The organism is Pseudomonas sp. FW305-3-2-15-E-TSA4, assembly GCF_058787295.1.
Map to the genome: position 1 here is coordinate 1 of NZ_JBYSZP010000017.1, position 26,713 is coordinate 26,713.

Annotated in this window: 19 protein-coding genes and 1 pseudogene; 10 read left to right on the forward strand and 10 right to left on the reverse strand. The window is 59.9% G+C overall.

Annotated features, from left to right (window positions below; genetic code table 11):
* Positions 1-2,057 (reverse strand): annotated as a pseudogene (locus AC3WMV_RS22255) (hypothetical protein); the annotation flags it as partial.
* Positions 2,058-2,597: 540 nt separating this feature from the next.
* Between AC3WMV_RS22255 and AC3WMV_RS22260 the strand changes: the two are divergent.
* The 3 genes from AC3WMV_RS22260 to AC3WMV_RS22270 all read left to right on the forward strand — a co-directional run bounded on the left by AC3WMV_RS22260 (position 2,598) and on the right by AC3WMV_RS22270 (position 9,183).
* On the forward strand, positions 2,598-4,547 hold the full coding sequence (locus AC3WMV_RS22260; protein ID WP_256584947.1) for a hypothetical protein: 1,950 nt from the start codon (positions 2,598-2,600) through the stop codon (positions 4,545-4,547).
* A gap of 157 nt (positions 4,548-4,704) precedes the next feature.
* Complete coding sequence (locus AC3WMV_RS22265; protein WP_103368146.1) at positions 4,705-6,651, forward strand: hypothetical protein; 1,947 nt, start codon at positions 4,705-4,707, stop codon at positions 6,649-6,651.
* Positions 6,652-6,882: 231 nt separating this feature from the next.
* The gene (locus AC3WMV_RS22270) at positions 6,883-9,183 is read left to right on the forward strand and encodes an autotransporter outer membrane beta-barrel domain-containing protein (protein WP_103368145.1); all 2,301 of its coding nucleotides are present in this window, start codon (positions 6,883-6,885) and stop codon (positions 9,181-9,183) included.
* A gap of 115 nt (positions 9,184-9,298) precedes the next feature.
* On the opposite strand, the gene AC3WMV_RS22275 is transcribed toward AC3WMV_RS22270, so the two are convergent.
* The 3 genes from AC3WMV_RS22275 to AC3WMV_RS22285 all read right to left on the reverse strand — a co-directional run bounded on the left by AC3WMV_RS22275 (position 9,299) and on the right by AC3WMV_RS22285 (position 12,009).
* Positions 9,299-10,792 (reverse strand): hypothetical protein, encoded by a 1,494-nt coding sequence (locus AC3WMV_RS22275; protein WP_103368144.1) that lies wholly within the window; start codon positions 10,790-10,792, stop codon positions 9,299-9,301.
* A 223-nt stretch (positions 10,793-11,015) separates the two neighbouring features.
* On the reverse strand, positions 11,016-11,411 hold the full coding sequence (locus tag AC3WMV_RS22280) for a YbaN family protein (RefSeq protein WP_098967773.1): 396 nt from the start codon (positions 11,409-11,411) through the stop codon (positions 11,016-11,018).
* A gap of 10 nt (positions 11,412-11,421) precedes the next feature.
* Positions 11,422-12,009 (reverse strand): UPF0149 family protein, encoded by a 588-nt coding sequence (locus tag AC3WMV_RS22285; RefSeq protein ID WP_007962155.1) that lies wholly within the window; start codon positions 12,007-12,009, stop codon positions 11,422-11,424.
* A 310-nt stretch (positions 12,010-12,319) separates the two neighbouring features.
* Here AC3WMV_RS22285 and recQ point away from each other — a divergent pair, with 310 nt between their 5' ends.
* The 3 genes from recQ (at position 12,320) to AC3WMV_RS22300 (ending at position 16,912) form a co-directional block, all read left to right on the forward strand.
* Positions 12,320-14,449 (forward strand): DNA helicase RecQ, encoded by a 2,130-nt coding sequence (gene recQ / locus AC3WMV_RS22290; RefSeq protein ID WP_097090179.1) that lies wholly within the window; start codon positions 12,320-12,322, stop codon positions 14,447-14,449.
* Positions 14,450-14,582: 133 nt separating this feature from the next.
* Positions 14,583-15,017: a MarR family transcriptional regulator gene (locus tag AC3WMV_RS22295; protein WP_027613988.1), complete on the forward strand. Its 435-nt coding sequence runs from the start codon at positions 14,583-14,585 to the stop codon at positions 15,015-15,017.
* A 128-nt stretch (positions 15,018-15,145) separates the two neighbouring features.
* The gene (locus tag AC3WMV_RS22300) at positions 15,146-16,912 is read left to right on the forward strand and encodes a motility hub landmark protein FimV (protein WP_103368148.1); all 1,767 of its coding nucleotides are present in this window, start codon (positions 15,146-15,148) and stop codon (positions 16,910-16,912) included.
* A gap of 142 nt (positions 16,913-17,054) precedes the next feature.
* Here AC3WMV_RS22300 and AC3WMV_RS22305 read toward each other — a convergent pair whose 3' ends face one another.
* A complete protein-coding gene (locus tag AC3WMV_RS22305) occupies positions 17,055-19,244 on the reverse strand; it encodes a patatin-like phospholipase family protein (RefSeq protein WP_103368143.1) in 2,190 nt (729 codons plus the stop codon).
* 71 nt (positions 19,245-19,315) lie between these two features.
* Here AC3WMV_RS22305 and AC3WMV_RS22310 point away from each other — a divergent pair, with 71 nt between their 5' ends.
* Positions 19,316-19,603, forward strand: a complete 288-nt coding sequence (locus AC3WMV_RS22310) for an Rdx family protein (RefSeq protein ID WP_027613985.1) — start codon at positions 19,316-19,318, stop codon at positions 19,601-19,603.
* On the opposite strand, the gene AC3WMV_RS22315 is transcribed toward AC3WMV_RS22310, so the two are convergent.
* Together AC3WMV_RS22315 and AC3WMV_RS22320 are read right to left on the reverse strand one after the other, a co-directional pair.
* Positions 19,597-20,490 carry a DMT family transporter gene (locus tag AC3WMV_RS22315; protein WP_027613984.1) on the reverse strand — a complete coding sequence of 298 codons (894 nt, stop codon included), beginning with the start codon at positions 20,488-20,490 and terminating at the stop codon, positions 19,597-19,599. The two genes, AC3WMV_RS22310 and AC3WMV_RS22315, sit on opposite strands and share 7 nt — an antisense overlap.
* 74 nt (positions 20,491-20,564) lie before the next feature.
* On the reverse strand, positions 20,565-21,329 hold the full coding sequence (locus AC3WMV_RS22320; RefSeq protein ID WP_027613983.1) for an AraC family transcriptional regulator: 765 nt from the start codon (positions 21,327-21,329) through the stop codon (positions 20,565-20,567).
* A gap of 136 nt (positions 21,330-21,465) precedes the next feature.
* Between AC3WMV_RS22320 and AC3WMV_RS22325 the strand changes: the two genes are divergently transcribed.
* Positions 21,466-22,281, forward strand: coding sequence for a UDP-2,3-diacylglucosamine diphosphatase (locus tag AC3WMV_RS22325; protein ID WP_041073087.1), 816 nt, complete (start codon positions 21,466-21,468; stop codon positions 22,279-22,281).
* A 120-nt stretch (positions 22,282-22,401) separates the two neighbouring features.
* Here AC3WMV_RS22325 and AC3WMV_RS22330 read toward each other — a convergent pair whose 3' ends face one another.
* Both AC3WMV_RS22330 and AC3WMV_RS22335 read right to left on the reverse strand, forming a co-directional pair.
* The gene (locus AC3WMV_RS22330; RefSeq protein WP_097090176.1) at positions 22,402-22,992 is read right to left on the reverse strand and encodes an HD domain-containing protein; all 591 of its coding nucleotides are present in this window, start codon (positions 22,990-22,992) and stop codon (positions 22,402-22,404) included.
* Between the two features lie 26 nt (positions 22,993-23,018).
* Positions 23,019-23,330: an Mpo1-like protein gene (locus AC3WMV_RS22335; RefSeq protein WP_003222750.1), complete on the reverse strand. Its 312-nt coding sequence runs from the start codon at positions 23,328-23,330 to the stop codon at positions 23,019-23,021.
* A 164-nt stretch (positions 23,331-23,494) separates the two neighbouring features.
* Between AC3WMV_RS22335 and AC3WMV_RS22340 the strand changes: the two genes are divergently transcribed.
* Entirely contained in the window at positions 23,495-24,550 is a 1,056-nt protein-coding gene (locus AC3WMV_RS22340; RefSeq protein WP_207264456.1) for an AraC family transcriptional regulator, read from the forward strand.
* Here AC3WMV_RS22340 and AC3WMV_RS22345 read toward each other — a convergent pair.
* The gene (locus AC3WMV_RS22345; protein WP_103368141.1) at positions 24,507-25,961 is read right to left on the reverse strand and encodes a TrkH family potassium uptake protein; all 1,455 of its coding nucleotides are present in this window, start codon (positions 25,959-25,961) and stop codon (positions 24,507-24,509) included. The genes AC3WMV_RS22340 and AC3WMV_RS22345 overlap by 44 nt on opposite strands.
* Positions 25,962-26,082: 121 nt before the next feature.
* Here AC3WMV_RS22345 and AC3WMV_RS22350 point away from each other — a divergent pair, with 121 nt between their 5' ends.
* Entirely contained in the window at positions 26,083-26,649 is a 567-nt protein-coding gene (locus AC3WMV_RS22350; RefSeq protein ID WP_103368140.1) for a nitroreductase family protein, read from the forward strand.
* The last annotated feature ends 64 nt before the right edge of the window (positions 26,650-26,713 follow it).

The window sequence follows — 26,713 nt, forward strand, 5'->3', positions numbered from 1 at the left end:
GTGACGGTTTTGCCCAGGTTGAATGCCAGCACGGTGACCGGCAGTTCGATTGTCAGTGTGGTTTCACTGATGGGTCTGGCCGGGGTGGTGTGCGAGCCGCCGGCGGCGGTGCCGGGTGCGCCGGTCCAGGTCACGCTGAGCAGATCGCTGAGCAGCAAGTCTTGCGAATCGATGTTGACGGTCAGGGCTTCCACGGCCTTGATCGGCTGCAAGCTAGTGCCATCGGCCTCGGCCTGCTGAACCTTCGGCCGGGTCAGCAGCACGGCTTCGCCGACAGTGAAATTCAACGTCCGCGAGTAGCTGACACGTTCCGGCGTGGCGCCTGCCGCCACCCTGAGGATTTCATACATCGCGTCCACAGTGCCGCCGCGATTGGGTTCGATGTGGGTCTGGACGAAGGTCGGGTTCAGGGTGAAATCGATGGCTTTGCCGGCATTGAGCGAATTGATCGGCACCGAGTCGCTGGTCTTGCCGGTTTTCGAACCGCGCCAGGTATAGGTGACCTTGTCACCCGCTTTGGTGGGTTCGGCGGCCGCCGGGGCGGTCAGTTTGCTCGAACCGCCGGGCAGGTCGTCGGGTTCGAGTGTTCCGCCGGCCTCACCGAGGACGATGGGCGCGACCAGTTCCAGCAGCGGTTCACCCACCCGCAACAGAGCATGGTGCAGTGACTCGCGCTGAATGATGCCTCCATCGCTGCCCTCGGCCTTTAGCACGTAGAACAAATCCAGCGTACCGCCCTCGATGGCTTTGAGGTGTTTGCCTTCGACGATGATCGGGATCGGTTCTTTGTCGTCGATATCGCCCTTGCTAAGGGTGTGCCAGTTCAGCTCCGGGTCGTAGACGCCGAAATCCTGGCGGGTGCCGACCCAGCGCAGAATGATGACCATGCCCACCTGCATCATCGGGTCAAAGGGGATGACGGCGGTGGTGTACACCCGATCAGGGTCGAGTGCCCCTTGTTGCGCATCCACGGCAATCGGCGCGAGCAGGCGTCGGGTTGCTCCGATGATACTGACGAAGCGCCCCTTGGAGGCGCGGTCATCAGACCCGCTGCGTTCCACGCGATAACTGAACACGGCCTGGGTTTTGGCCAGCAAACGTATGTCGGCGCTTGGCAGGGGCAATTCGTAGATGTTGCCCACGCTGATGAGCGGCTCGCCGCGGACTTCAACGCTGATCGGTTCGCCGTCCAGCGTGGTGCCCTTGCCCAGGCCGATGATCACATCACCGATCCGGAAGTCGGGTGCGTCGACCAATACCTGCAAGGTCAGCGGCGCATCCCCCAGTTTGTCCATGTCCACAACGCTATTGAAGGCCTCTTTGACCATGGGAGGCGACAGGCGCGTGTTGCCGGTATCGACGGCAATCTCTACTGCGGCGCACCAGTCTTCGGAGCGGTTGTCGACAATGTCGTGTACTTCAAAGGCTACGGCCAGACTATCGGTATCGCCGGCGGCGAGGATGGTGGCCTTGTCGACATGGATGATCAGTGGATGGCCTTGCGGGTCATCGATGTGATCCTGGGTCACCCGTGGCGAATACACAAACCAGCCACCCCAGGTCAATTTGCAGCGGTCACCCACGGCCATGTTGGGGTAGGGCAACAGGCTGCTGCTGCCGGGTTTGGCCTGGATGATGATGTCGAGGCCGGTTTCGGCGGTTTCCTTGTCCACGCCATCGTTGATGATCCGCGGATCGATGTACATGTACAGCTCGGAATGCCCCGGGGCACTGCCGTTTTCATCCTTGCCGCCGGGCCGGTCGAGTTTGACGAAGATATTCACCGGAGGCAGCGAAGTTTCCGGAGTCTGTTCGAATACCTTGACCCGATATTGCAGCGTATAGGCCCCGGTCACGAACTTCTGGGGCGGGACATACAGGGTGACACGCTCGCCGACATCCCCTGGCTTGACGAGGGTGGTCTGGTCGACCTGAACACCGTCGAGCAGCAACTCGATGTGGTCACCTAAACCCATAAGGTTCCAGGGTGGGCAATAGACTTTCAGCCCCTTGTCGGGCGCCAGCAACTGCGCGGCGGCAATATTGATCCCCCACACCCCCCCCTCCAGGGCCGGCTGCGTACGGTCGGGTATTTCCAGTTGCCGCAGAGACTTTGGGGCCGGGAGGCGAGGGCGCTGAATAAGCATGCTGAAGACTCCAGAGTCGTGGGGGGCAAAGAAGACGCTGGAAGTTATTTAGGGGCAGGTGGCGAGCGTTGGCTACTGTCAGAAATTACAGGTAAGGACGTATTTGCGATGAACGGTCGGGGGGCGGGTTTTGCATGCCTGAAACTGCTTCCCAGTAGGCGCTACCGCAGAGAAGTCGACTCTGCGGTGAACCCCCTTCTGCTCAACAAAAATGCAGCCTCACGCTGAGCTGACTGTTCAGTTATTTCCAGCGACTTCCCGACAAACGGTAAGCAAACCTAGTATTTCTGACAGTAGTCAGCTTTTTCCGGCAGGCATCTAATTGGGTCACAAACGTTCCACGCCATCGTCAGTCAACGGCCCGTTTTATCTTCACGACTGCCCTGCGCGAGAACACTGTCCGCTCAATTGCCGTGGAGTTTCGCAATGGTGCCCCCAGAAGAGTCGTCGATGGATCCGCAACACGCGCGCGGCGATGACGAAACAAGTCTTGTGGTTATTCCAGAACCGATTGTTCCGGATATCCTGAAAGACGAAGAGGGTAATGAGAGCCCGGACGGGCTATTACCTCGCGATGTATTGAATCGCGATTTGAAAATCACGATTCCGGCGTGGGATTTCTCGACAGATCCGCATTTCGTAAAAGACGTCGTGTGGGTGGGCTTCAGGCGACGGGGGCTTCCCTTTGATGACGACACGGCGGGGGTGTTCCCGTTCGATATTCCTATTGATCCGGGTGACAAGATTGTTTCGGTGCCTCAAGGGGACCTGGCACCTGGCGTTTACGACCTGTCGTACAAGCTCGTGATTGGTGGCAACGACGCGGAATCGCTGAAAAAAACCATCACTGTCGATAGAGTGCCGCCGGATGACGGCCAGGAACCGGCGATGCTGGAGCTGCTGGATCTTGAGGGCGACATCACCGATGACTATTTGGACGAGCACGGTCAGGTTCGTTTCAAAGTACGCCTCTATCTGGACGTAAAGGCTCGTGACCGGGCGATTTATTACTGGACGGACACCAACACGCCACCGGACTTCGAAACCGAAATCCGCGAGCAGGCGTTCAGTCAGCTTGATATCGATAACGATCAACTCATCATCACCGTCTACGCAGACGAAATTCGCCTGCGTGGTCATGGGCAGCGATACATCTATTATCGCTTGCGCGACTGGGCCGGAAACCGGGGACCGCGCTCGCGGTTGCTGCCTGTGTTCGTCGATCTGACCCCGGGGGCACCCATTCACAAGCCTCCGCGCATTCCCCTGTCGGACAGAGGCTTGATCGATCGTCAGCACGCCCGGGAGGGGGCGGTCAATCAAGGGGCGGTGACGGTCGAAATCGATGCCTATGACAATCCGTTGAGCGGCGATCAGGTACTGCTGGACTGGGATGGCACTGTTCTGCCGCCGCAAGATGTCGACCCGGCCAATTTTCCTTGCGTGATCCCTGTGCCGTGGAGTGCGCTCACAGCCAAGGGGCTGGGTCCGGTGAATGCTCGTGTCACTTACCGCGTGCGTTCAGGGGGCGTCGATAGCAAACCATCAATGGAAACCCTGGTATCGGTGAACCTGACGGTGGCAGGCCAGGATCACGCCAATGCGCCGGCGTTGTTGAACCCCAAGCTTGCCTTGCTGGAGATCTACGGCGCCAACTCCAAGGTGCTGAACACATTGCTTACCGAAGATTTCGGCGAGGACGCCGACGGCTTCCTGACCTTGTTCGACGCACCCGAACGAGGACACACGATCGAAGTTTATTGGGGGAGCATCAGTACGCCCGTGGCGAGATACATCGTCCAGACCGGTGACGTTGCCGGCAAGAGAGTGCCGTTCAATATTCCATGGGCGGTCATTGACCAGGACCGGCTGAACCCGGCGTTGCCGGTCCATTACACCACCAGCAATGGCATCAACCAGCAGTTGGCGCCATTCACGCCCGTCAAGGTGTCGATCATCATTATCGAAGGTCTCCAAGAGCCTTCGTTCCCTGACGCTGGCATCGAAGGGACGCTTGACTGCTGTGCGAAACCGCGTCTCTGGGAGCGGGTGCGCGTGAGGATTGAAGGCAACCCGGCGTTTGACGAGAAGGACATCGTGACGTTGTTCTGGCAGGGATGCGCGGGACCGAATGGCACCACGCCCATTCCCGGGGCCGCGCAACCGTTCTTCACCACTTTGAGTGCGGATCAGGCAAGAAACGGTTTTGAAGTGCATGTGACCGATTACGAAAGATTGATAGCGCCGATGCAAAACCGGGGTTCGGCGTTATGTCATTACACCTTGAAGAAGTTTACGGGTGGGCAGGGTGTTTCAAAAAAAGATTTCGTGATTATCAATAGAACCATGCCCAGTGGTGCAGTGTGTTCACCCACTAATGAAACCTGTACGGAACCGTAACGGGTAATTGATTCATTAAAGTGCATTAGCCGGTTTTAGCCGGGACAGTCACGAGTATTTATTCGGGGCTGACAGAGAGTGTTGTGCCCGCGTTTTGGGCGTTCGTTGTTTGACAAAATCCCGGGCAGATAAAGCCCGTTTCTGAAGGAGCTGAAAAATGGCAAGTCGTCAACCATTGACGCCCGCTGAACAAAGTCGGGTCGATTATCTGAAAGTTCGCCGTGCTGTTACAAAAGTACCTGCACCCATCATCAAAGTGCATCCAGATAACGCATTTCTAAGCGATACGTCGGATGATGAAACCAATCAGATTCCGCTGAGCCTGCAGGGAAAACCTTTCAAGTGTCTGGTTCCGAGGCCTGCGGATGCTGACGACACGAAGGAAATACCGGGCTTCATTGATCTGACGTTTGACGGAAGTCCGATAGTATCTACTCGATACAATTATGTGACGCCGCTGGACGCCGATATTCTTGAAATCGACATGACGTTTCCTGCCGGATTCACCGATAGGCCGGGGACACATGAGTTGGGATACTTTATCGATCAAGGCGGTAATGAGAGCAACTCTGAACCGTTGGAGTGCAATATTGACAGAACTCCTCCACACCCGTTTTTTCCGGTTATTCTTCCGCAGGAAGTGATAGATGAAGGTATTACCAAAAAATATCTGGACGACATTGGTCACGTAGCTATTAAGATTCCTGATTATGGAGATATGAGGATTGGCGATTTTATAGAGGTGTTATATGGGGACTCGATACCGTTGGCAGAGGTTGTCGATTCGATCACCAGGATTGATACCACCACTGAGATCTTTCTTGAACTTACCGCTGATGATGTATTCAAGCGAGATGAAGGGACTCACGCGATTTTTTTCAGAATCACCGACCGTAAGGGAAACCTAAGTGCTATTTCTCCATCAGTCCTTGTTACGGTCGTTCTGACAGATCCACCCGAGGGGCTGTTGCCCCTTGATATTCCGCTGCTTGACAAGGACGGTCTGGTCGATCTGACGGATGCGCAAACGCCTTTGGGCGTGGGAATCCTTGAAGAATACACCCACTACTTGCCGGGAGATGAGTTGGTGGTGACCTACGACGGCATTCCGCAGATGGCGAAGCTCATCAACGGTTTCCCGGTTTACGTCGATATTTCATTCAAAGACGTGTTCAAAGACGACCCTGGTGAAAAAACTGTAGACGCCGAGTACCAAATCAAACGCGGCAGCACCTATTACCCGCCAACTCCGATTTCCAAAGAAGTTAAGGTTGATATGCGAAAGCCCGGTCTGCCAATTGATCCGAATAATCCAGACCCGACCAATCCAAATCTGGCGTTGGTGACGGTTCAGGGTGATTCCGGAGGCCCTGCCAATGAGTTGCGAGAAGCCGACAAAGATGGGGACGTTACTGTTACGGTCAATACCTATGGCGGCGCCAAGGAATATGACACCGTTCAACTTGTATATGCGGGCCAGCTTGTTTCTGAGGAGGATGGTGGCCTCGTTACGATTCCAGACGTTATCCCCACATCGCTTGAGTGGAAAGTGAAGTGGGACGTTATTGCGGCGGCAGGTAATGGTAATCCAAAGCACCCGATGGCTTACGTCATCGGTCATCCGCTGAACGACAACGTAGATATTTCAGAACCTCAGGAGGTGGATGTGGAGATTCAAGTGGACACTGTCCCTGATCCGGCATTTTTACACCTTGATCCTAACTATACTGACTGGCTGAACTGCAAATCCTTGCGCCTGGATCCCAACGAGGGTGTGGTGGTCGAGGTGCGGGTCCCGGGCGGGGAATTGGCACTGGCGAATCAAGAGCTGACATTCACCTATCAGGGTTATACCGACGACGGCGGTGCAAACACCAAACCCGGGACAGACAAGGAGGTGTTCTACACACCGACAGATCAGGAGGCCGCGTCCGGCTTCATTGTGAAGATCCCATACGCGCCCTTGCTCGCGACTCTGAATGCGTGGGGTGGCGTCAAATATAAGGCTGTCATTAACGGACGTGAGACGACCTCCAAACAGCATTTGGTCAGGGTGTACCTGGTCAATCCGGGTGATGGCGGAAGTTGCCCGTTGCCTACCTGATTCAATGCGTTTCAAAGGAAACACGGGAGGCCGCTACGCCTCCCGTGTCCTCGCTGAAACGGTTGCTGAAACAGGCGGATCATTCCTCGAGCGGGAAAGGACTTTTCCGTCCGGATCTAGGACTTCTCCTACATTTTTGCTTGACCCGGATAGGTATTGTTCGCGCCTCTTACAGTCTTTTGGCGTTTCCTCTGAAAGATGTGAGGTGATGAACATTCAGGAAGCCACGTCATGAACAAAAACCATGTTTCGCTGCAAAAAAATGCTGCGGCAGGACTCTTTAAAATGCTGGTCGTGCTGCCAGCATTTTTTTTTACCGGCGGGCATTCTTTTGCCGCCGTTATTGTCGATAACGGCAATACGCTGAATATCGATGCAAGCACACCACAGAGCGATTATCTGGTACGCAACGCAAGTGTGCTGAACATCGCGGGGGCCACCACCCAGAGTCTGTCTGTCACGTCCGGATCAACGTTGAATATCAACGGCGCAACGGTCAATGCCGACAGTGGGCTGGTGGGTATCCGCATAACCGGCAGCACGGGTGATCTCACTCGCGCCATCGTGACCAGCGACTTTATGGGGCTGGCGGTCAATCGGTCTATCGGCTCGACCCTGGGCTCCACGGTCACTGCAACCGACAGTCAATTCAAGGGTGGGGAAATCGGTGCTCAGGTCACCGGCTTGAGCACGCTCACGCTCATCAACAGTCAGGTGACGGGCACAGGGGCTGACAGTACCGGCCTGAACATATTGGGGGGGGATGTACGCGCCTCCGCAAACACGGTTATCAGCGGCGACAAGACCGGGGTGACTATGGGCAGGGATCCCTCGGGCCTGGGCAACAATTCACTGCGGCTCGACAACGCCAGTGTGGAAGGCCGCACCGGTGATGCGATTCTTGTGGACAAGGGCATCAATGCCACCCTTGAGGTGTTGAACCAGTCCTCCCTGACGGGGGGCAACGGCAACGTGCTGACGGTGCAGGGCGCTTCCACCGCGGGCATGTCTGTCCGCGACAGCACGCTGCAAGGCAACGTCAACGTCACCGGCAACAGTACCGCCAATCTCACCTTCGATCAGGGCAACATGAAGGGCGATGTGCTGGTCGAAAGCGGTTCGACCGCCAACGTCACCCTGCAGAACAACTCGCAACTGACCGGCCGTCTCGACAAGGTCAACGGCGTGACCGTCAACAGCGGTTCTAGCTGGACCCTGACAGGCGCTGACACTGTAGGAACACTCGCCATGAATGGCGGGACGGTGCGCTTTGGTGCGCAGGATGTGCCAGATAGCTTCTACCAGTTGAACGTCGGCACGCTGACCGGCTCTCCGGATGGTTCCAGTACGGTCGAAATGAAGGGCAATTTCGCCACCGGTCAGCACGACTTCCTCAATGTCACGGACGTTGCCAGCGGGCAATTCGGATTACTGGTGGCCGCTTCCGGTCTGGACGCGCTGAGCCCGCAGCAGTTGACCCTGGTGCACACCGCCGCCGGCGACGCGCAATTTGCCCTGAGAGGCGGGCATGTCGATCTGGGTACCTGGTCTTATAAACTTGATCGGCGAGAAGTGGGGGAGAGCGGTACGGAATGGTTTCTCGACCCGACCACCAAGACCATCAGCCCCGGGGCGAAATCGGTACTGGCGCTGTTCAACGCTCCGGTGACGCTGTTGTATGCCGAGGCGGGAACATTGCGCAGCCGCATGGGCGAGTTGCGTTTCAATGGGGGTGACACCGGCCTGTGGATGCGCACCTACGGCAACAAGTACAACATCAGCGCCGCTTCCGGCGTGGGTTATCAGCAGACCCAGCAAGGACTTTCTCTGGGGGCGGATACGCACCTGGGCGACAGTCTGTGGGTGGCCGGGATCATGGGCGGCTACAGCCATACCAACCTGGACGTCGCACAGGGGACTTCGGGTACGGTCGACAGCTACTATCTGGGCCCTTACGTGACCTGGATGAACAAGCAGAGCGGTTACTACTTTGATGCGCTGCTCAAGTTCAACCGCTTTCAGAACGATACGAAAGTCGGCATGAGCGATGGCACGCGGGCCAAGGGCAGTTATGACAACTCCGGCATAAGCGCCTCGGCGGAGTTCGGGCGTCAGATCACCCTGGGCAACGGCTACTACATCGGGCCGTACGGCAAACTGTCGACTGCGCTGATTCGCGGGCGCAGCTTCGACCTGGACAATGACATGCAGGCCGACGGCGATCGCAGCCGCTCGGTGCTGGGTGAAGCGGGAACCACGGTGGGCCGCAACTTCAACATGGGCAATGGCATGGTCGCCCAGCCTTATGTGCGCGTTGCGGTGCAGCACGAGTTCATCAATAACAACCGCGTGACGGTCAACGCTGATAATCAGTTCAACAACGACTTGTCTGGCACCCGTGGTGTGCTGGGCGCAGGCGTTGCAGTGGCATTGACCAAGGACCTGCAGGTGTATGCCGGTTACGACTACAGCCATGGCAAGTCCATCGAGAAACCGTATGACTTGAGTTTCGGAGTGCGCTGGACCTGGTAAGCCGCGTCATGATGCGAATACCTGAAAAACGCCTCGCACCTGCCGGGCGTTTTTTTGTACTGGCCTGCCGGGCAACCCGCTGTCCGGGCCGGCGGGTTGACCTGACACCTGCGACTCAGGTGAATCGCAACACGTTGATTTCCTGATGCCCGGACTCATGCGTGCCCCGCCAGTGCGGCCCGTCACGGGAAACGCGGTAGAACAGATTCAGTGCACCGTTCTCCAGCACCCGCAGATGTTTTCCCGGCACGTACAAGGTCACGAGATGATGTTCCACGTCCTCCGGGCTGACGATGTGCCGAGCCTCATACAAGTAGGGAATGCCATTGGCCTTGGTGCCCAGCCAGGCCATGTCGACGATATCGTCCGCGGTCATGCCCGGGTACTGAATGTTCACGGTGGCCGATGTGATATCGGCGCGCACCGTATTGCCCGCGGCTTCGCTTAAGACTGGCGCGGGGATCCGGCCTTCCACGCTGGCGAGTTCGTGCCTGGAGGGGAGCGCAGAGCCATCGTCCTTTTTGTAGCGCACATACGATACGTCTGCGGTTCCCATGGCAATCGCCCGGACCTGCGCATTCGGAATCTGAAACATGAGGATGCTGGGGAAGCTTTCCACCCTCTGGGATTGTCGGTTGGGCAACGGAGCACCGGTGGGTGGTGTGCCTACCCAGGTCATGGTGACGGTGTCACCCACCTCGAAATCACTGGTGGAGGCGCGAACATGCACGTTGACATCGCGATTGTTCAATTGGTCGAGATCAATGATGCCGTTGACTGACTCCTGGATAATCGGCTCATCCAGCTGCCGGATTCCGGACATGACTTTGACTGGGGTCCTCAGCGACCACTTCTCGGAGTGGTTGAATACCTCGTCATGGATCCCGTAATGCACCACCTGCGCGTTGCCGTCGCCACCGGCCACAATATCGTCCTTGTGTGCGGTGATCTCGATAGGTGCCGTGCCGGCTGCCTCATCGGCGCTGACGGTATGAGGTGGCAAGAACGCATTGCCCCATTGCACCTGGATAACGTCGCGCACGGCGATGTTCGGGTAGCGAGGAATAACCATCGGCACACCCTTGGCTGCCCAAACCGCATCCACACCGTTAACGATGACGTCGCGCGGCAGCTGCACGATGTGCAATTTTGCATGTCCGGGCAAATGGGGTTCATCGTCTTTGCCGCCTGGCAGATCCAGCTTCACCAATATTCGCAAGGGCGTGGCGGGCTCGTCGGGGCTGGTGCTGCCTGCGCGGGTCAGTACGTAGTAGACCTCGTCGACCCAGCCGGGAAGGATGTTCGTCACAGGCAGGAAGAAAAACACCGGTTGGTTGCTGCCGTCTTCGTCGTCCTGCAGAACCCGGGTAAAGATCTTGTGGTCCTTGCCCCAATAGATATCGAGCGTGTCACCTTTGCGCATGGGTTCGGCGTAGGCATCGACGGAGCAGAACAAACCGTCGGGAAACTGGTAGTAGGTTTTGCAGTTTATACCGCCGTCCCCATTGACGATCGGCTCTATCATGGCCGAAATCCGCAAGGGACGCAGTTTCAGCCCCGGAATCTCAGTCTGCAAGCGTGGAAACAGGAAGGAGTGAAAGTGCGTCATGACGAAAAACCTCAGCGAAGGACAGGTGGCTCTGCGAGGAAGGCGTTGATTGATTGGGCCTGATATGGCGAGTGCTGCCAACTGTCAGAAATAACAGGTAGGAGGTTTTGTCCGACGAGCGGTCAGTGGCAGGGCACTTGGATAACTGGCTCGAAACACACGAAACAGACGGCCTGAGGCGCTGTCTCGGGGATAAATGCAGATGTAGCGGGGGCGGCGGTATTCAGGATTTATCCAAAGTCTTTTGCCGAAGGATGTACACCGTCACCAACACCGCACTGGTCAACATGAACCCCCGCGCCCACGGCAGTGGCACCAGGTAGCACGAGAACAGAATGCTCGCCCACATCAGCCCGATCGCGTAGACCTTGCCCTTGAGTGGTATGCCGTTGCCGTCGAGATAGTCACGAATCCATGGCCCGAGCTTTGGGTGTTCGACCAGCCATTGATAGAAACGCGGAGAGCTGCGGGCGAAACAGGCGGCCGCCAGCAAAAGGAAAGGGGTTGTGGGCAGAACCGGCAGGAAAATCCCGATCACCCCCAATGCCACGCTGAGCCAGCCGACGGCCAGCAGGAAGTAGCGCAACATCAGGGAGCGGTTGCCTATGGGGTTGTCCATAGGCCGGATCTTAGTGGTGACGTGGCTTGAGGATCGCCGGTTTTTCGTCTGGCGCCTGGCACAGCAGGTACAGCGCGGTCAGGGCTTCCGGGATCTGCACGATCATGTCGTCCATCAGGTTGGCGTCCTTGGCGATGTCTTCGAACTCTGGCTGCTCGTCGAACAAGCCCGAACCGACCATGATCGGCAGGAGCATTTCGCTGACTTCTTCTTCAGCGGTTTCGAACCAGGCCGCTTCACGCAGGAATACGCCTTCCATGAAGCCGATGCACCAGCCGCGCAGTTCAGAGTCGTCCGGCTCGTCGCCCAGGTCCAGGTCACACGGCAGTTCGAATTCTTCGTCGGACGCCAATTGGCGGGCGATGTGTGCCTTGAGACCAATCAGGGTGGCTTCGATTTCTTCGCGCTGGGCTTCGCTGCTGTAATGCGGCTCTTCGGCGAACAGGGCGTCGATCCACTCACGCTCCGGTACGTCTTCTGCACAGATTGACAGGGCGGTCAGGTAACCGTGGGCGGCCACGTAATCCAGCGCCTCTTCGTGCAGCTCGTCGGCGTCGAGAAAGACTTGCAGGCGGGTTAGTTGCTCAGCGAAGGACATTACGGGGCTACCTTGGGGGAATAAACAATGCGGGAATTCTAGGCCTTCTTGAGCGCTCAAGCCAGCCGCACGGCAGATTTGCCGCAATTACAGGCAACACGAATATCCCACAGGGTTTTCGTGTTGGCGGCTAGCGGAGTCTTATCAGCGGCACCCTGTGCCGGGGAACGCTCGGGTATACTGCCGCGTTTTGCGCTCCCTGCGCGTATTGCGGCTGTCATTGCAATGCGTTCTTACGTTTTGTTTAAGCAGCTGTGGCTGTCCTGAACCAGCCTGTGCAGGGATGTTTCGGTAGATTTTTGGAGTTTTTATGCTCGAACAGGCTCAACGCGTCCTCAAGGACATCTTCGGCTACGACAGTTTCCGTGGCCGTCAGGGTGCAATCATTGAGCGCGTGGCCAGCGGCGGTGATGCGCTGGTGCTGATGCCTACCGGTGGCGGCAAGTCCCTGTGCTTCCAGGTGCCGGCGCTGCTGCGCGAAGGCCTGGCGGTGGTGGTGTCGCCGTTGATCGCCTTGATGGACGATCAGGTCGCCACCCTCGAAGAGCTGGGCGTGGCCGCCGCTGCGCTGAATTCCACGTTGAGCGCCGAACAGCAGCGCGATCTGGCGGCACGGATCAAGCGTGGTGAAGTGAAGATGCTCTATCTGGCGCCCGAGCGTCTGGTGCAGCCGCGCATGCTGTCGTTCCTGCAAGGCTTGAACATCGCCCTGTTCGCCATCGACGAAGCGCACTGTGTGTCGCAATGGGGCCATGATTTCCGCCCGGAATACCTGCAACTGGGCCAGTTGGCGGAAATGTTCCCCGACGTGCCGCGCATCGCCCTGACTGCCACCGCCGACAAGCGTACCCGCGAAGAAATCGTCACCCGCCTGCACTTGCAGAACGCCGAGCGTTTCCTGTCGAGCTTCGACCGCCCGAACATCTTCTACCGCATCGTGCCCAAGGAACAGCCGCGCAAGCAGTTGCTCGCGTTCCTTGCCGAGCGGCGCAGCGATGCCGGCATCGTCTACTGCCTGTCGCGCAAGAAGGTCGAGGAAGTTGCCGCGTTCCTCAGCGAGCAGGGCTTCCCGGCGCTGCCGTATCACGCCGGCCTGCCCAACGATTTGCGCGCCTATCACCAGAAGCGCTTCCTCAACGAAGAAGGCCTGATCATGGTCGCCACCGTGGCGTTCGGCATGGGCATCGACAAGCCCAACGTGCGCTTCGTCGCACACCTCGATCTGCCGAAATCCCTGGAAGCCTATTACCAGGAAACCGGGCGCGGCGGCCGTGATGGCCTGCCGGCGGATGCGTGGATGGCCTACGGTCTGCAAGACGTGGTGATGCTCAAGCAGATGCTGCAGAACTCCGAAGGCGATGAGCGCCACAAGCGTCTGGAGCAGCACAAACTCGATGCGATGCTCTCGCTCTGCGAAGAAACCCGCTGCCGCCGGCAGACGCTGTTGGCGTATTTCGACGAAGACATGCCCGAGCCGTGCGGCCACTGCGACAACTGCGTCGACGGCGTGCAGACCTGGGACGCCACCGAGCCGGCGCGCCAGGCGCTGTCGGCGATCTATCGCACCGGCCAGCGCTATGGCGTCGGCCATCTGGTGGACGTGTTGCTGGGCAAGGACAACGAAAAGGTCCGCAGCTTTGGCCATCAGCACCTGTCGGTGTACGGCGTCGGCAAGGCGCTGAGCGAGAGCGAATGGCGCTCGTTGTTCCGGCAACTGGTGGCGCGTGGTCTGGCTGACGTCGATCATGAAGGCTACGGTGGCCTGCGCCTGAGCGATACCTGCCGGCCATTGCTCAAGGGCGAAGTGAGCCTGGAGCTGCGCCGCGACCTCAAGCCGCAAGTCACCGCCAAGACCGCCAGCAAGAGTCCGGCCAGTCAGCTGGTGCGTGGCGAAGAGCGCGAACAGTGGGAAGCCTTGCGTGCACTGCGGCGCAAACTCGCCGAAGAGCATGGCGTGCCACCGTACGTCATCTTCCCCGATTCGACCCTGCTGGAAATGCTCCGCAGCCAGCCGACCTCGCTGGCCGACATGGCGCGGGTCAGCGGTGTTGGTGCGCGCAAGCTGGAACGTTACGGCGAAGCCTTCCTCGAAGTGCTTGGCGGCGAGGCCGAGGCGCCGAAAGTGGTGGCCGATGTGCGTCACGAACTGATCACCCTGGCCCGCGCCGGCATGACCCCGATGCAGATCGCCGGGCAGTTGCAATGCTCGGAAAAGAACGTCTACACCATGCTCGCCGAGGCCATTGGCAAGCAACAGTTGTCGCTGGAGCAGGCGCTCGACTTGCCTGAAGAACTGATGGGCGAAGTGCAGGACGCGTTCCTCGACGGCGAGGGCGAGTTGCCGTCGGTCGCCGAAGTGGCCGAGCTGTTCGCCGGTCGGGTTCCGGAAGGCGTTCTTTACTGCGTAAGGGCTGCGCTGCAATCGGAATTCGAAATGTAAGAGGGCGATTGCGCCAACCGTCAGGCAGTTGTAACGATTCAGTACAGGTCGGCTCTTGCCTATAGCCAAATGTCATGCTTAGCTGACTAATAATTAGTTTTTCTCTATTTGTCAGTCTACTCATGAGTGTTTTATGCCGTTAACCGATCAACACCGCTTTGGCATGCAATTGGCCCAGATGTCTCGTGGCTGGCGTGCCGAACTGGATCGCCGGCTGGCCGGTCTGGGCTTGTCCCAGGCACGCTGGCTGGTGCTGCTGCATCTGGCGCGTTTCGAAGACGCGCCGACCCAACGTGAGCTGGCGCAAAGCGTCGGTGTCGAAGGGCCGACCCTCGCGCGCTTGCTCGACAGCCTGGAAAGCCAGGGCCTGGTGCAACGTCAGTCGGTGATGGAAGACCGCCGGGCGAAAAAAATCGTGCTCTGCGCCCCGGCGTTGCCGCTGATCGAACAAATCGAAACCATTGCCACGCAGTTGCGTCACGAATTGTTCGAAGGCGTCGACGAGGCGGATCTGAAGGTGTGCATGCGCGTTCACGGGCACATTCTGGGCAACCTGGAAAAATCTTGAGGCATAAACCGCGCGCCGGTTTTTTGAGGGATCGCGCAGAGCAGACTATAAGAACTACTGGGCAATATCGTGTTCGTACCGGATGTGCGAACGCATAGAAACCGGTTTTGCTTATTTAAGGGATGCTCATGCTCGCAAGTCGGCACGTTGTACTGCGCGGTGGCACCAGATGGCTGCTGGTCGCTGGTGTATTCAGCTATTCGACCTGGTCGATGGCGCTGGGGTTGGGGGACATTACCGTCCATTCGGCCCTCAATCAGCCGCTCAAGGCCGACATCGCCCTGGTGGATGCCGCGGGCCTCAGTGCCAGCGACCTCTCGGCCAGCCTGGCCACCGCGGATGAATTCGGTCGGGCCGGGGTCGAGCGGGTGTTCTTCCTCAATGACCTCAGGTTCACCCCGATCCTGCATGGCAATCGCCAGATGATCCGGGTGACCTCGCGCAAACCGGTCAATGAACCCTTTCTGAATTTTCTGGTGCAGCTCAATCAGCCCAATGGCCGCTTGTTGCGCGAGTACACGCTGCTGATCGATCCGCCCGGATCACCGAGCATCGTGCCGGCCACCGACGAGCCCGATCCACGTCCGCAATCTTCTGAATTTCCCACCGTCGAACCTGCCACGGCGGCGCCTCAGGCTGCTCAGGGCAAGCGCGACGCCGCCCCTTCAGCGCCACCCGCTTCGGCGGCGGCAGCCAACGATGCCGTGGCCGAGCAATTGGCGGCCAGCGTGTTGCTCAATCAGCAGCTGCAAAAGACCGTCGAGGAACTCAACACAAAATTGCAGGCGCAGGATATCCAGCTAGCCGACGGCAAAAAGCAGATCAGTGATCTGCAAACGCGTTTGAGCGAACTGCAACAGCCGCCGGCACCGGCCCTCACGCCGCCAACTCCCGCGCCAGTCACCACCGCGCCTGAAGCTGCCGACGATGGTCTCAACTGGCCGCTGCTCGGTGGCTTGCTGATGCTGCTGGGATTATTGGGTGCCGGGCTGTTCGTACGACGTCGGCGGCAACTGGTGGAGGGCGCGGCGCCACTGGCAGCTCTGCCGGCAGATCGGCAAACAGATCCTGAAGACCCGCCAACCACTCAATCGGCGAGCATCCGCGCAGCCACCGAACACCGTGAAGAACCGGCGGCCGGCGATGTGCTGGAGGCGGTGGGGATCTATCTGGCTTATGGGCGTTTGAGTGAGGCGGTCGGGTTGTTGCGCAATGCCATGGACAAGGAGCCCGAGCGCATCGAATTGGGTGTGCAATTGCTCGAAGTGTTGGGGCGGCAGGGCGACAGCGCTGCTTATGAACAACAGGAACATCGCCTGCGTGATGCCGGGGTGGATCCTCAGCAACTGGCCGCGATCCGTGAACGGCATCCAAAATTGACCGGCGCCGCGCCGATAACCCCGGTGCTGCCAATTGCCGCCGCCGCAGCGGTGGCGCCTGCGCCACCGGCGGCCGAGGATGATTTCGAGTTGAATCTGGGTGAGCTGTCGATGGCGTCCAGTTGGGATCTTGAAGACAGTCGTTTGACACCTGAGCAGCCCGTAGAGCGGACTGCATCGAACTCCGATCTCGAGATCCTGCCGCCGGACTTCGAGCTGCCCGAAACGGTGGCCAGCGAAGAGGCGGAGCTGGAGTGGATCCCCGAACCGGACGCGCAGCCGCTGGACGATGACTTTCTTAACGAATTCGGCGACCCGGGCGAGTCGCTGGCGCTGGAGCCGCTGGATCTAGCGGCGACTGAGCCGGAACACGGCTCGGAGAAACTCGAACAGGCACAGACCTGCATTGATGATGGAGATATCGACAGTGCGATTGCCTTGCTTAATGAGTTGCTCAAGGAAGGGGATGAACCCCTCAAGCAAACGGCGCGGACGTTATTGGCGGGGATTCGCTGAAGGTTGAGTCAGCGGAATTGTTCGCTGACTGAACTATCGCCTTCGCGAGCAAGCCCGCTCCCACAGTTGGAATGCGTTTCAGTGTGGGAGCGGGCTTGCTCGCGAAGGCGGCCTGGCAGGCAATATAGATCCATTTGAATGATCAGAACGTCTGCCCCAGATTCAGATAAACCGCCTGCTCATTCGCATCATTCAAGCCATAGGTGAAGTTCAGCGGCCCCAACGGCGTATCGAAGCCGATAAACACACTGGCGGCATTGATGTAGCCGCTGTCGAATTCATTGTCGTTGTTCCACGCCCGCCCACGCTCCAGCGAAGCCCCGGCATACAGCGGGAAGTCCAGCGGCAGATAGGAACGCGGCGTCAACCGGCGGTAATACACCGCGCGCATCAGGCTGACGTTCTGCCCGGAAATCGAATCCTCGCGAAAGCCCGACAACTGTCGCGCACCGCCGAGCAGGAAGCTCGACGTCACCACATTGGCATCGTCCAGCGTTCGGCCATAACGGCCGCCGAGAATCAGCGTATCCGGGCCATGGCTCATGGCTTTATCGAGCTTGAATTCCCACTGCCGGTAGCGCGTGTCCGAGCCGAGGCCCGGTTCGAATTGCATCAGGGTCAGGCTGACGTCCTTGCCCTCGTGGGGAAAGTAGACGTTGTCCAGCGAGTCGAACGAGTACTTCAGCGAGTAGAACCCTTCAGTGAAGTTTTCTCTCGGCAAGTCCTGATCGCCGATGCGCACATCCGCTTTGCCCCAGGCCTCGCCGACCCCGAAGCGGATTTCACCGTTATTGCCGATCTGCCGGCCGAAATTGAGGCCGAAACCGTAGCGTTCGACGCGGTATTGGGCGATCGGGTCGTTGTCGAGCACAGCATCGACGTTCTGCGCTTCAAACGCAGCATACGGGGCGACGAAGTAGCGCGAGCCAACGTCCAGCGGCTGATAGAACTCGGTGTAGAGCTCCTGTTTGTCGCCGATTTGTGCGCGGGTCAGCCATTCCGCGCCGAGGCGGTTGATGCCGTTGATGCGGTAGCTGGCGCCGAGGTTGAAGGCGCTATCACCGCGCATATCGTCTGACAGGTTCAGGCCGACCCGCAGGTAATCGGTGCCGCTGCGTTTGCCCCGGGCGCTGATCACCAGCGTGTGATCCTGGCCCTTGTGCACCACGCGGTACTGCACCTGTTCGAAGTAATCGAGGCCGTACAGCGTGCCCATGTCCGAGTGCAGTCGGCCCAGGTCCAGCGGCTCGCCGATCGGCTGACGGATGTAATAGCGAATCACCTCATCGCCGACTTTCGAATCGTTCTCGACCCTGATCGCGGTGATGATCGGCGTGCGCTGGCCTGGGGCGCGGGCCGCATTGAGTTCGGCGTCTTGAGATTGCTGAGGTTTGAGCTGAGCGAGGCGGGCGTCGAGAATCCGCGTGGCGCGGTAACCGGCGTCGATCATTTCCTGGGCCTTGCCGAAATCGGTCACGCCGAATGCCGCCAGCGCCGGCTGGATCAGCACGTCGGTGGGTTTGAGGGCGGCCAGTTGCTCTTCGGAGTTGCGCCGGGTCATCAGGGTGATCGACTGGTTCAGCACATCAACCACGGTCGTCAGTTGTTTGCGGTTGCGCAGCGGCGTACCGATGTCGACCACGATTGCCACGTCGACACCCATCTCCCGCGCGACGTCGAGCGGGATGTTGTCAGTCATGCCACCGTCCACCAGCAGCCGCCCGTCCAGTTCGACCGGGGCAAACACCGCCGGAATCGACATGCTGGCGCGGATCACCTGCGGCAGGTGGCCTTTGCGGAACACCACTTTTTCGCCATTGGCGATGTCGGTGGCGACGGCGCGGAACGGTATGGGCAGTTTGTCGAAGTCGCGGGTGTCACTGGTGTGCGCCAACAGGCTTTCCAGCATCAGCGCCAGGTTCTGGCCCTGAATCACCCCCAGCGGCAGGCCGAGGCTACCGTCATCGCGAAAACTCAGCTGCTGTTTCACCAGAAAGTCGCGGTCGTCCTGCTTGCGGCGAAACGGCACGTCTTCGCGGGGCGGTGCGTCGGACAGCGCCTGCTGCCAGTCGATGTTCAGCGCGAGTTTTTCCAGTTCGTCGATCTTGTAGCCCGAGGCATACAGGCCACCAACCACCGCGCCCATGCTGGTACCGGCAATCGCATCGATCTTGATGCCTTGCTCCTCAAGCGCCTTGAGCACGCCGATGTGCGCCAGGCCACGGGCGGCGCCACCGGACAGCACCAGGCCGACTTTAGGGCGGGGTGTTTCGGCGGCATTCACAAACAATGGCAACAAGCCAAGGAACAGGCAGAACAGCAAACGGCGCATGGTGAGTCTCGGGGCAAGCGATAAAGCCGGCTATTATAGCGGCGCCCTCTGTCTCAGGAGTTTCAGCGAACTTGTCTGCTGCAAAACCGGAAATCGTCATCACTTATTGTACCCAATGCCAGTGGCTGCTGCGCGCCGCGTGGCTGGCGCAGGAGCTGCTCAGCACTTTCGGCGATGACCTCGGCAAGGTCTCGCTGGTGCCCGGCACCGGCGGGGTGTTTCACATCAGCTGCGACGACGTGCAGATCTGGGAGCGCAAGGCCGACGGTGGTTTTCCAGAGGCCAAGGTGCTCAAGCAGCGGGTGCGCGATCAGATCGACCCTGAGCGCGACCTCGGCCACAACGACCGCACTCAGTGAGACGCGGCTTCGGCAGCCACGGTTTTCTTGTCGGCGCTGCCTGACATCCGCGCCGAGACCACGATGGCGATGATGATCAGCGCCCCCCCGATCAGCATGCGCACGGTCGGGTTTTCATCGAACAGCAACCAGGCGACGGTGATTCCGTAGACCGGCTCCATGGCGAACACCACGGCGGCGGTGCGCGCCTTGATCACCGCGAGGCTGGCGACAAACAGGCTGTGGGCGACACCGGTGCAAAACACCCCGAGCAGGCCGATCCACAGCCAGTCCAGCGCGCGCACTTCGCTCAGTTGCGGCGCAGCCACCGGCAGCAGACACAGCGCCACCACCACGTTCTGGCACAATGCGGCCTGCACCGCCGGGATGCGTCCGGAGCTGGCGCGGTTGGTCAGCGACAGCAGGGCGAACAGCAAGCCCGACAGCACCGCCCAGAGCAACCCGGTGGTGGCGCCGCTGGCCAGATCGAACGCCGGGGTCACCAGCACCAGACCGACGCTGACCAGCACCACCAGCACGATTTCATTGGCGCGGATGCGTTCGCGGAAAATCAGCCCTTCGAGAATCACGGTGAACGCCGGGAAACTGGTAAAGCCCAGGGTCGCGATGGCCACGCCGGCGACCTTCACCGCGATGAAAAAACTCACCCAGTGCCCGGCCAGCAACACGCCGCTGAGCGCCAGACGCCGCCAGTCGACCGCCTGCAGTGTCCGCCAGCCGTGCTGACTGGCGAAGCGGGCAAAAAAGGCCAGGGCGAGCACGGCAAACGCTGCACGTCCGAAGACGATCACCGCCGGTGAGGCGGCCGCGAGTTTGCCGAACACACCGGTCAGGCCGAACATTAAAGCGCCGATATGCAGGGCGCCGAGGGCGGTACGCGGAGTCATTGCAATCCTTAATCCGAACACGGTTTCAATGTTGCCCATTGAAACGTGTTGCGGCGCAGAAGTCTGTCGGCGAACTAGCGTTTTTTGTCGCAGGAGTCGCGGCGCAACTGCCCCGGTGACGCGCCGAACTCGCGCAGCACCGCCGCCGCGAACGCGCTTTGCGAACTGTAGCCGACCCGACTGGCGATCTCACCGATGGGCAGCGCCGTGTCGCGCAGCAGGCAGACTGCCTTGTGCAGGCGCCGGCTGCGAATGTAGTCCATCGGCGTCTGCCCGCATTCAGCCATGAACCGCGCATGCAGGCGGGCGCTGGACAGCCCGGCGATCTGCGCCAGATCGGCCACCTGCAGCGGGTAGGCGGCGTATTGTTCGATGTGCGCATCCAGCGCTGCGTAGGGCAGGCGCCGCGCCGAATGTTCGGCAGGTCTGGCGTGATTCAGGCTGGCCAGCAGCAACACCGCGCCTTGCTGGGCGATCAGCGGATCGCTGACCGGGCTGTGTGCCAGCCAGTGGACCAATTGGCTTTGCCCGGCATCAAGCGACAATCGCGCAGGCTGGTCGAGCAAGCGCTGACTGGCGTCGGCGTGCTCGCCCAGTGAGTCGTTCAGCCATGGCCCGTCCGGCACGTCCAGCACCAGACAACGGCTGCCATCGGGGCTGCCGCAGGCATGATGCGCGCCACCGGGGACGACCACGAAACTCTGCTGACGCACCTGGCTGCCCTGACCCTCGACTTCGAAATCCAGCGCGCCGGACAGCCCGAACACCAGTTGCGCGTGGTCGTGGCTGTGGACGATCAGGTCGTGGGTGTATTGGCGCAGAGTGAGGATCGGGCGCATGGAAGAAGTCTCCGAAGTGAGCGCCAGTCTACACCGGGGCGACGGGCTTGCGCGCTGTCACACGACTGACGCCTGTCTGTCATGGTCGATTCACCCGGCACGTGCACAGTGGCGAAAACATCGCAGAGGGTTGCCCATGACCAGCGCCGAGCTCGCCAGACCCAGCCGCAAACAACGGGTGCGTACCTTGTGGATTTCCGACGTGCACCTGGGCACGCGGGATTGCCAGGCCGAGCACTTGTCGCAATTTCTCAAGGGCTACCACGCCGACAAGATCTACCTGGTCGGTGACATCATCGACGGCTGGAAGCTGCGCGGCGGCATGTACTGGCCGCAAGCCCACACCAACGTGATCCGTCGCCTGCTGACCATGAGCAAGCGCGGCACCGAGGTGATCTACGTCACCGGCAACCACGACGAATTCCTGCGCCGTTATTCGAAGCTGATCCTCGGCAACATCCAGTTGGTCGATGAGGCGGTGCATGTCACGGCGGATGGCCGGCACCTGCTGGTGATCCATGGCGACCAGTTCGACGTGATCACCCGTTATCACCGCTGGTTGGCCTTTCTTGGCGACTCTGCCTACGAATTCACCTTGACCCTCAACCGCTGGCTCAACCACTGGCGAGCGCGTTATGGCTACGGCTACTGGTCGTTGTCGGCGTACCTCAAGCACAAGGTGAAGACGGCTGTGAGCTTCATCAGCGACTTCGAAGAAGCCATCGCCCACGAATGCGTGAAACGCGAATTGCACGGCGTAGTGTGCGGGCATATTCACCATGCCGAGATTCGTAAAGTCGGTGAGGTGGATTACCTCAACTGCGGCGATTGGGTGGAGTCGTGCACGGCGTTGATCGAGCACTGGGATGGCACGATCGAGCTGTATCGCCTGGCGGATGCACAGGCGCGGGAGGCGCAGCTCAAGGCGGCCAAGGTTGCCGAGATTGCCTAGACCCCAGATATCTCCTGTGGGAGGGGGCTTGCTCCCGAATGCGGTGTATCAGTAAGTACATGTTTATCTGACACACCGCCTTCGGGAGCAAGCCCCCTCCCACATTGATCTGTGGTGTTCTCAGGCCGGGCTGTGTTCTTCCATCGCCGCCTTGTAGATCGAGTGCTTCGGCTGGGCAAACAGCCGCTCCATCATCGGCTCGAAGAAGCTCAGCGGCAGGGTTTCATAGGCCGGGTCGAACGCCGCCGCATCGTACCTGGCGCAAAATTCCGCCGTGGCCTGATACTGCGGATGCGCGGCGAATTGCTCGCGCAGATGCCGATCCATGCCCAGGTGATGGAAGAAGTAATAACCCTGAAAGATCCCGTGCTTCTCGACCATCCACAGATTCTCGGCACTGACGAACGGTTTGAGAATCGCCGCCGCGATGTCCGGGTGGTTGTAGGAGCCGAGGGTGTCGCCAATATCATGCAGCAGCGCACAGACCACGTATTCCTCGTCACGCCCGTCGCGATAGGCGCGGGTCGCGGTTTGCAGCGAATGGGTCAGGCGATCTACCGGGAAGCCGCCGAAATCGCCTTCGAGCAACTTCAGGTGCGCGATGATCCGCGACGGCAATTGCCGAGCGTAGGCGCTGAAGTCCGCGGCGATGATCGCCCAGTCTTCCTGCGTGCCGTCCTGCATGTGAGTGAAGCGGGCATTGGCGTTCATCGGCAAGCCTCCTGATGGGTCGGGGTTCAGAACGCCACGCGGCCGAGGATCATGTCGCGGTACATGACGAAATCGCCGAGCAGGCTGTACAGCGGATGCTGGAAAGTCGCCGGACGGTTCTTTTCAAAGAAGAAGTGGCCGACCCAGGCAAAGCTGTAACCGGCCAGCGGCAGGGCCAGCAACAGCAGCCAGGCGCCTTTGGCGATGGTCATGGCCAGAATGAAAATCACCAGCGTGGTGCCGATGAAATGCAATCGTCGGCAGGTACTGTTGGCGTGTTCGCTGAGGTAATACGGGTAGAACTCGGCGAAGGTGTTGAATTGCTTGATGTTTTCCACGACTGCGATCTCTGTGGTTATTGTTCTGACGGCAAGTTGTTCGGCGGGTAGCTTATTTGAGTCTAGAGTGAACACTGGTATCAGCCAGTGACAATGGGCGCCACTTTAGTATCCTTCGCAAATCGGGTCGTAACATGCGATCCATCATGTAAAAGAATAACGCCATGAGCGAACGAACGACTTCTGCAAGCTGGGCGATGGGGATTGTCAAAGCATTGGAGATGGACGGCCTGGATTGCCGGGTACTGTTCAAGCAACTGGGGCTCGATTACGCCGCCCTGAATGATCCGGATGCGCGCTTCCCGCAAGATTCCATGACCCGCCTCTGGCAACGGGCGGTCGAGCTGTCCGGCAACCCGGCGATCGGCCTGAACATGGGCAAAGTAGTGCGCCCGGCCTCGTTCCACGTTGCCGGCTACGCCTTGATGTCGAGCAACACCCTGGCCGAAGGCTTTCAACGCCTGGTGCGTTATCAGCGGATCATCGCCGAGAGCGCCGACCTGAGTTTTCGTCTGCTCGAAGAAGGCTATGCGCTGATTCTGACGGTGCATGGCGATCACCTGCCACCGACCCGGCAGAGCGCTGAAGCCTCGCTGGCCTGCGCGCTGGGTCTGTGCGGCTGGTTGACCGGGCGCACCCTGCATCCGGTCAAAGTGCTGTTTCAGGGCGACGAGCCCGCAGACTTGCAACCCTACCGGCAAGCTTTCCATGCCCCCTTGATGTTCAACTCGCCTTACGACGCGCTGATTTTCGAACGGGCCGACATGGAAGCACCGCTGCCCACCGCCAACGAAGCCATGGCGCTGCTGCACGACCGGTTTGCCGGGGAATACCTGGCGCGATTCTCTGAAAACCGCGTGACCCACAAGGCGCGCCAGGTGTTATGCCGTTTACTGCCGCAGGGCGAACCCAAGCGCGATACCGTGGCGCAGACCCTGCATCTGTCGCAGCGCACCTTGCAGCGCCGTTTGCAGGAGGAGGGCACCAGTTTTCAGCAGTTGCTCGACGACACCCGCCGCGAACTGGCCGAGCAGTATCTGGCGCAGCCGAACATGACCTTGCTGGAGATTGCCTATCTGCTGGGGTTTGCCGATCCGAGCAACTTCTTCCGTGCGTTCCGCCGCTGGTTCGACACCACGCCCGGCGATTACCGGGCGCGGCTGTTGCAGGCGCCGGTCAGTGACGCCAAAAGGCCGGAATACACAGCACAAACACCGTAATGATCTCCAGTCGGCCGAGCAGCATGCCGAACGACAGAATCCACTTCGCGGCATCCGGCAAGGTGGCAAAGTTGCCCGCCGGGCCGATGGTCTCGCCCAGGCCCGGGCCGACGCCGGACACGGTGCTGGCAGCGCCGGTCAGTGCGGTCATCCAGTCGACGCCGAGCAGCGACAGCAGCAGGGCGATCACGCAGATGGTGATGGCGAAGAAGAACGAGAAGGTCAGGATCGAACGCACGATCTCTTCGTCGAGACGGTGGCCGTTGTACTTTTGCTTGATCACCGCGCGCGGGTGAATCAGCTGGTTAAGGTTGGCCTTGAGCAGGATGTAGGCGACCTGGAAACGGAAGATCTTGATCCCGCCCGCCGTCGAGCCGGAGCAGCCGCCGACAAAGCCCAGATAGAAAAACAGCATCAGCGAGAAATTGCCCCACAGGCTGTAGTCGCCGAGGGCAAAACCGGTGGTGGTGACCACCGACGTTACGTTCAGCGCCACGTGCCGCAGCGCTTCCAGCCAGTGCAGCTTGGTGGTCCACCAATACCAGGTGCCGAGCACCAGCCAGGTCACCAGCAACATGCCGAGCAAACCCTGCACTTGCTGATCCTTGATCAGCGCACGACGGTTGCCGCGCATGGTCGCCACGTATAGCGTGAACGGCAGGCTGCCGAGAATCATCACGACCACCGCGACCCAGTGCACCGCCGGTTGCGTCCACTTCGCCAGGGACTGGTCGGAGGTCGAGAAACCGCCGGTGGAAATCGCCGACATCGCGTGGTTGATCGCATCGAACGGGCTCATCCCGGCCCACCAGAACGCCAGGCTGCCGAGGATGGTGATACCGACGTAGGCCGCCACAATCAGGCGTGCCACCATATGCGAGCGCGGCATGACCTTTTCCGAGCGGTCGGACGATTCGGTCTGGAACAGGCGCATGCCGCCGATGCGCAGCAACGGCAGAATCGCCACCGCCATGCCGATGAAGCCGATGCCGCCGAGCCAGTGCAGCAGCGAGCGCCACATCAGAATCCCCGGGGACATGGTGTCGAGCCCGCTGAGCACGGTCGAGCCGGTGGCGGTGATGCCGGACATGCTTTCGAAGAACGAATCGGTGTAGCTGATGTGCTGGGTCAGCAAAAACGGCAGCGCGGCGAAAATGCACACCACCAGCCAGCTGCTGACGGTCAGCAGGTACATGTCGCGCGGGCGCAGGTGAATGTGCTCGGGGCGGCCGGGGATCACCAGTGCGAGGCCGGCGAGGAAAGTGATCATGCTCGCCCAGAGGAACGACGGCAGATCGCTGGTGCGCTCGAAAATCACCAGGGTGGCCATGGGCACAACCATGGCGATGGCCAGGGTGATCAGGAAGATGCCGATGATGAAACCAATGATCCGTAAGGTCGGCAACGCCATGAAGTCCGCTCGGGCTGATGTAGGAAGGGCGCCATTCTACCCGTGGGGCAGGGCATGTAAACCGGCACCCTGTTGCCGGATACCGCTAGAATAGCCGCACATTTTTCTCAGGAGGTGGCCGATGCAGGCTCTCGACGCTTTGCTCAACCGTGTTTCCGTTCCACGCCTGGTCGAACCGGCCCCTACCGCCGAGCAGCGCGAAGCCCTGTTTGGCGCAGCCCTGCGCGCACCGGATCACGGCCACTTGCAGCCGTACCGTTTCCTCACCGTCGAAGGCGCGGCACGTGAGCAAATGGGCGAGTTGCTGGCCGAAGCGGCGCAGATGCAGGAAGGCGAAGTCACTGAAGCGATGATCGACAAGGCGCGCAACGGCCCGCTGCGGGCGCCGCTGGTGGTCGTGGTGATCGCGAAGCTGCAGGAACACGTCAAGTATCCGAAGTCCGAGCAGTTGCTGGCGGCGGGGTGTGCGGCTCACGGGATTCTGCTGGCGGCCTATGCGCAGGGGATTGGTGCGGTGTGGCGTACCGGTGATCTGGCGTATTCCAAGCATGTGGCCAAAGGTTTGGGTCTGGCGGAAGGCGAAGAGGTGATAGCCTTCCTGTACCTCGGCACGCCGCAGAAAGAGCCGCGTGTGGCGGAGAAGGTTGATCTGACCGAATTCGTCAGCGCCTGGCCGGGCAAGGCCTGACACCACCGATCAAATGTAGGAGTGAGCCTGCTCGCGATAGCGGCAGTCAGTTCAGCGCGGGTCT

Coding starts and splice junctions, on each gene's coding strand:
- AC3WMV_RS22305 (WP_103368143.1), bottom strand. CDS start 19,244: ATGCGCCGTTTGCTGTTCTGCCTGTTCCTTGGCTTGTTGCCATTGTTT.
- AC3WMV_RS22285 (WP_007962155.1), bottom strand. CDS start 12,009: ATGTCCTTCGCTGAGCAACTAACCCGCCTGCAAGTCTTTCTCGACGCC.
- AC3WMV_RS22260 (WP_256584947.1), top strand. CDS start 2,598: ATGGATCCGCAACACGCGCGCGGCGATGACGAAACAAGTCTTGTGGTT.
- AC3WMV_RS22265 (WP_103368146.1), top strand. CDS start 4,705: ATGGCAAGTCGTCAACCATTGACGCCCGCTGAACAAAGTCGGGTCGAT.
- AC3WMV_RS22320 (WP_027613983.1), bottom strand. CDS start 21,329: ATGCGCCCGATCCTCACTCTGCGCCAATACACCCACGACCTGATCGTC.
- AC3WMV_RS22315 (WP_027613984.1), bottom strand. CDS start 20,490: ATGACTCCGCGTACCGCCCTCGGCGCCCTGCATATCGGCGCTTTAATG.
- AC3WMV_RS22345 (WP_103368141.1), bottom strand. CDS start 25,961: ATGGCGTTGCCGACCTTACGGATCATTGGTTTCATCATCGGCATCTTC.
- AC3WMV_RS22280 (WP_098967773.1), bottom strand. CDS start 11,411: ATGGACAACCCCATAGGCAACCGCTCCCTGATGTTGCGCTACTTCCTG.
- AC3WMV_RS22270 (WP_103368145.1), top strand. CDS start 6,883: ATGAACAAAAACCATGTTTCGCTGCAAAAAAATGCTGCGGCAGGACTC.
- AC3WMV_RS22300 (WP_103368148.1), top strand. CDS start 15,146: ATGCTCGCAAGTCGGCACGTTGTACTGCGCGGTGGCACCAGATGGCTG.
- AC3WMV_RS22275 (WP_103368144.1), bottom strand. CDS start 10,792: ATGACGCACTTTCACTCCTTCCTGTTTCCACGCTTGCAGACTGAGATT.
- AC3WMV_RS22350 (WP_103368140.1), top strand. CDS start 26,083: ATGCAGGCTCTCGACGCTTTGCTCAACCGTGTTTCCGTTCCACGCCTG.
- AC3WMV_RS22330 (WP_097090176.1), bottom strand. CDS start 22,992: ATGAACGCCAATGCCCGCTTCACTCACATGCAGGACGGCACGCAGGAA.
- AC3WMV_RS22325 (WP_041073087.1), top strand. CDS start 21,466: ATGACCAGCGCCGAGCTCGCCAGACCCAGCCGCAAACAACGGGTGCGT.
- AC3WMV_RS22340 (WP_207264456.1), top strand. CDS start 23,495: ATGAGCGAACGAACGACTTCTGCAAGCTGGGCGATGGGGATTGTCAAA.
- recQ (WP_097090179.1), top strand. CDS start 12,320: ATGCTCGAACAGGCTCAACGCGTCCTCAAGGACATCTTCGGCTACGAC.
- AC3WMV_RS22295 (WP_027613988.1), top strand. CDS start 14,583: ATGCCGTTAACCGATCAACACCGCTTTGGCATGCAATTGGCCCAGATG.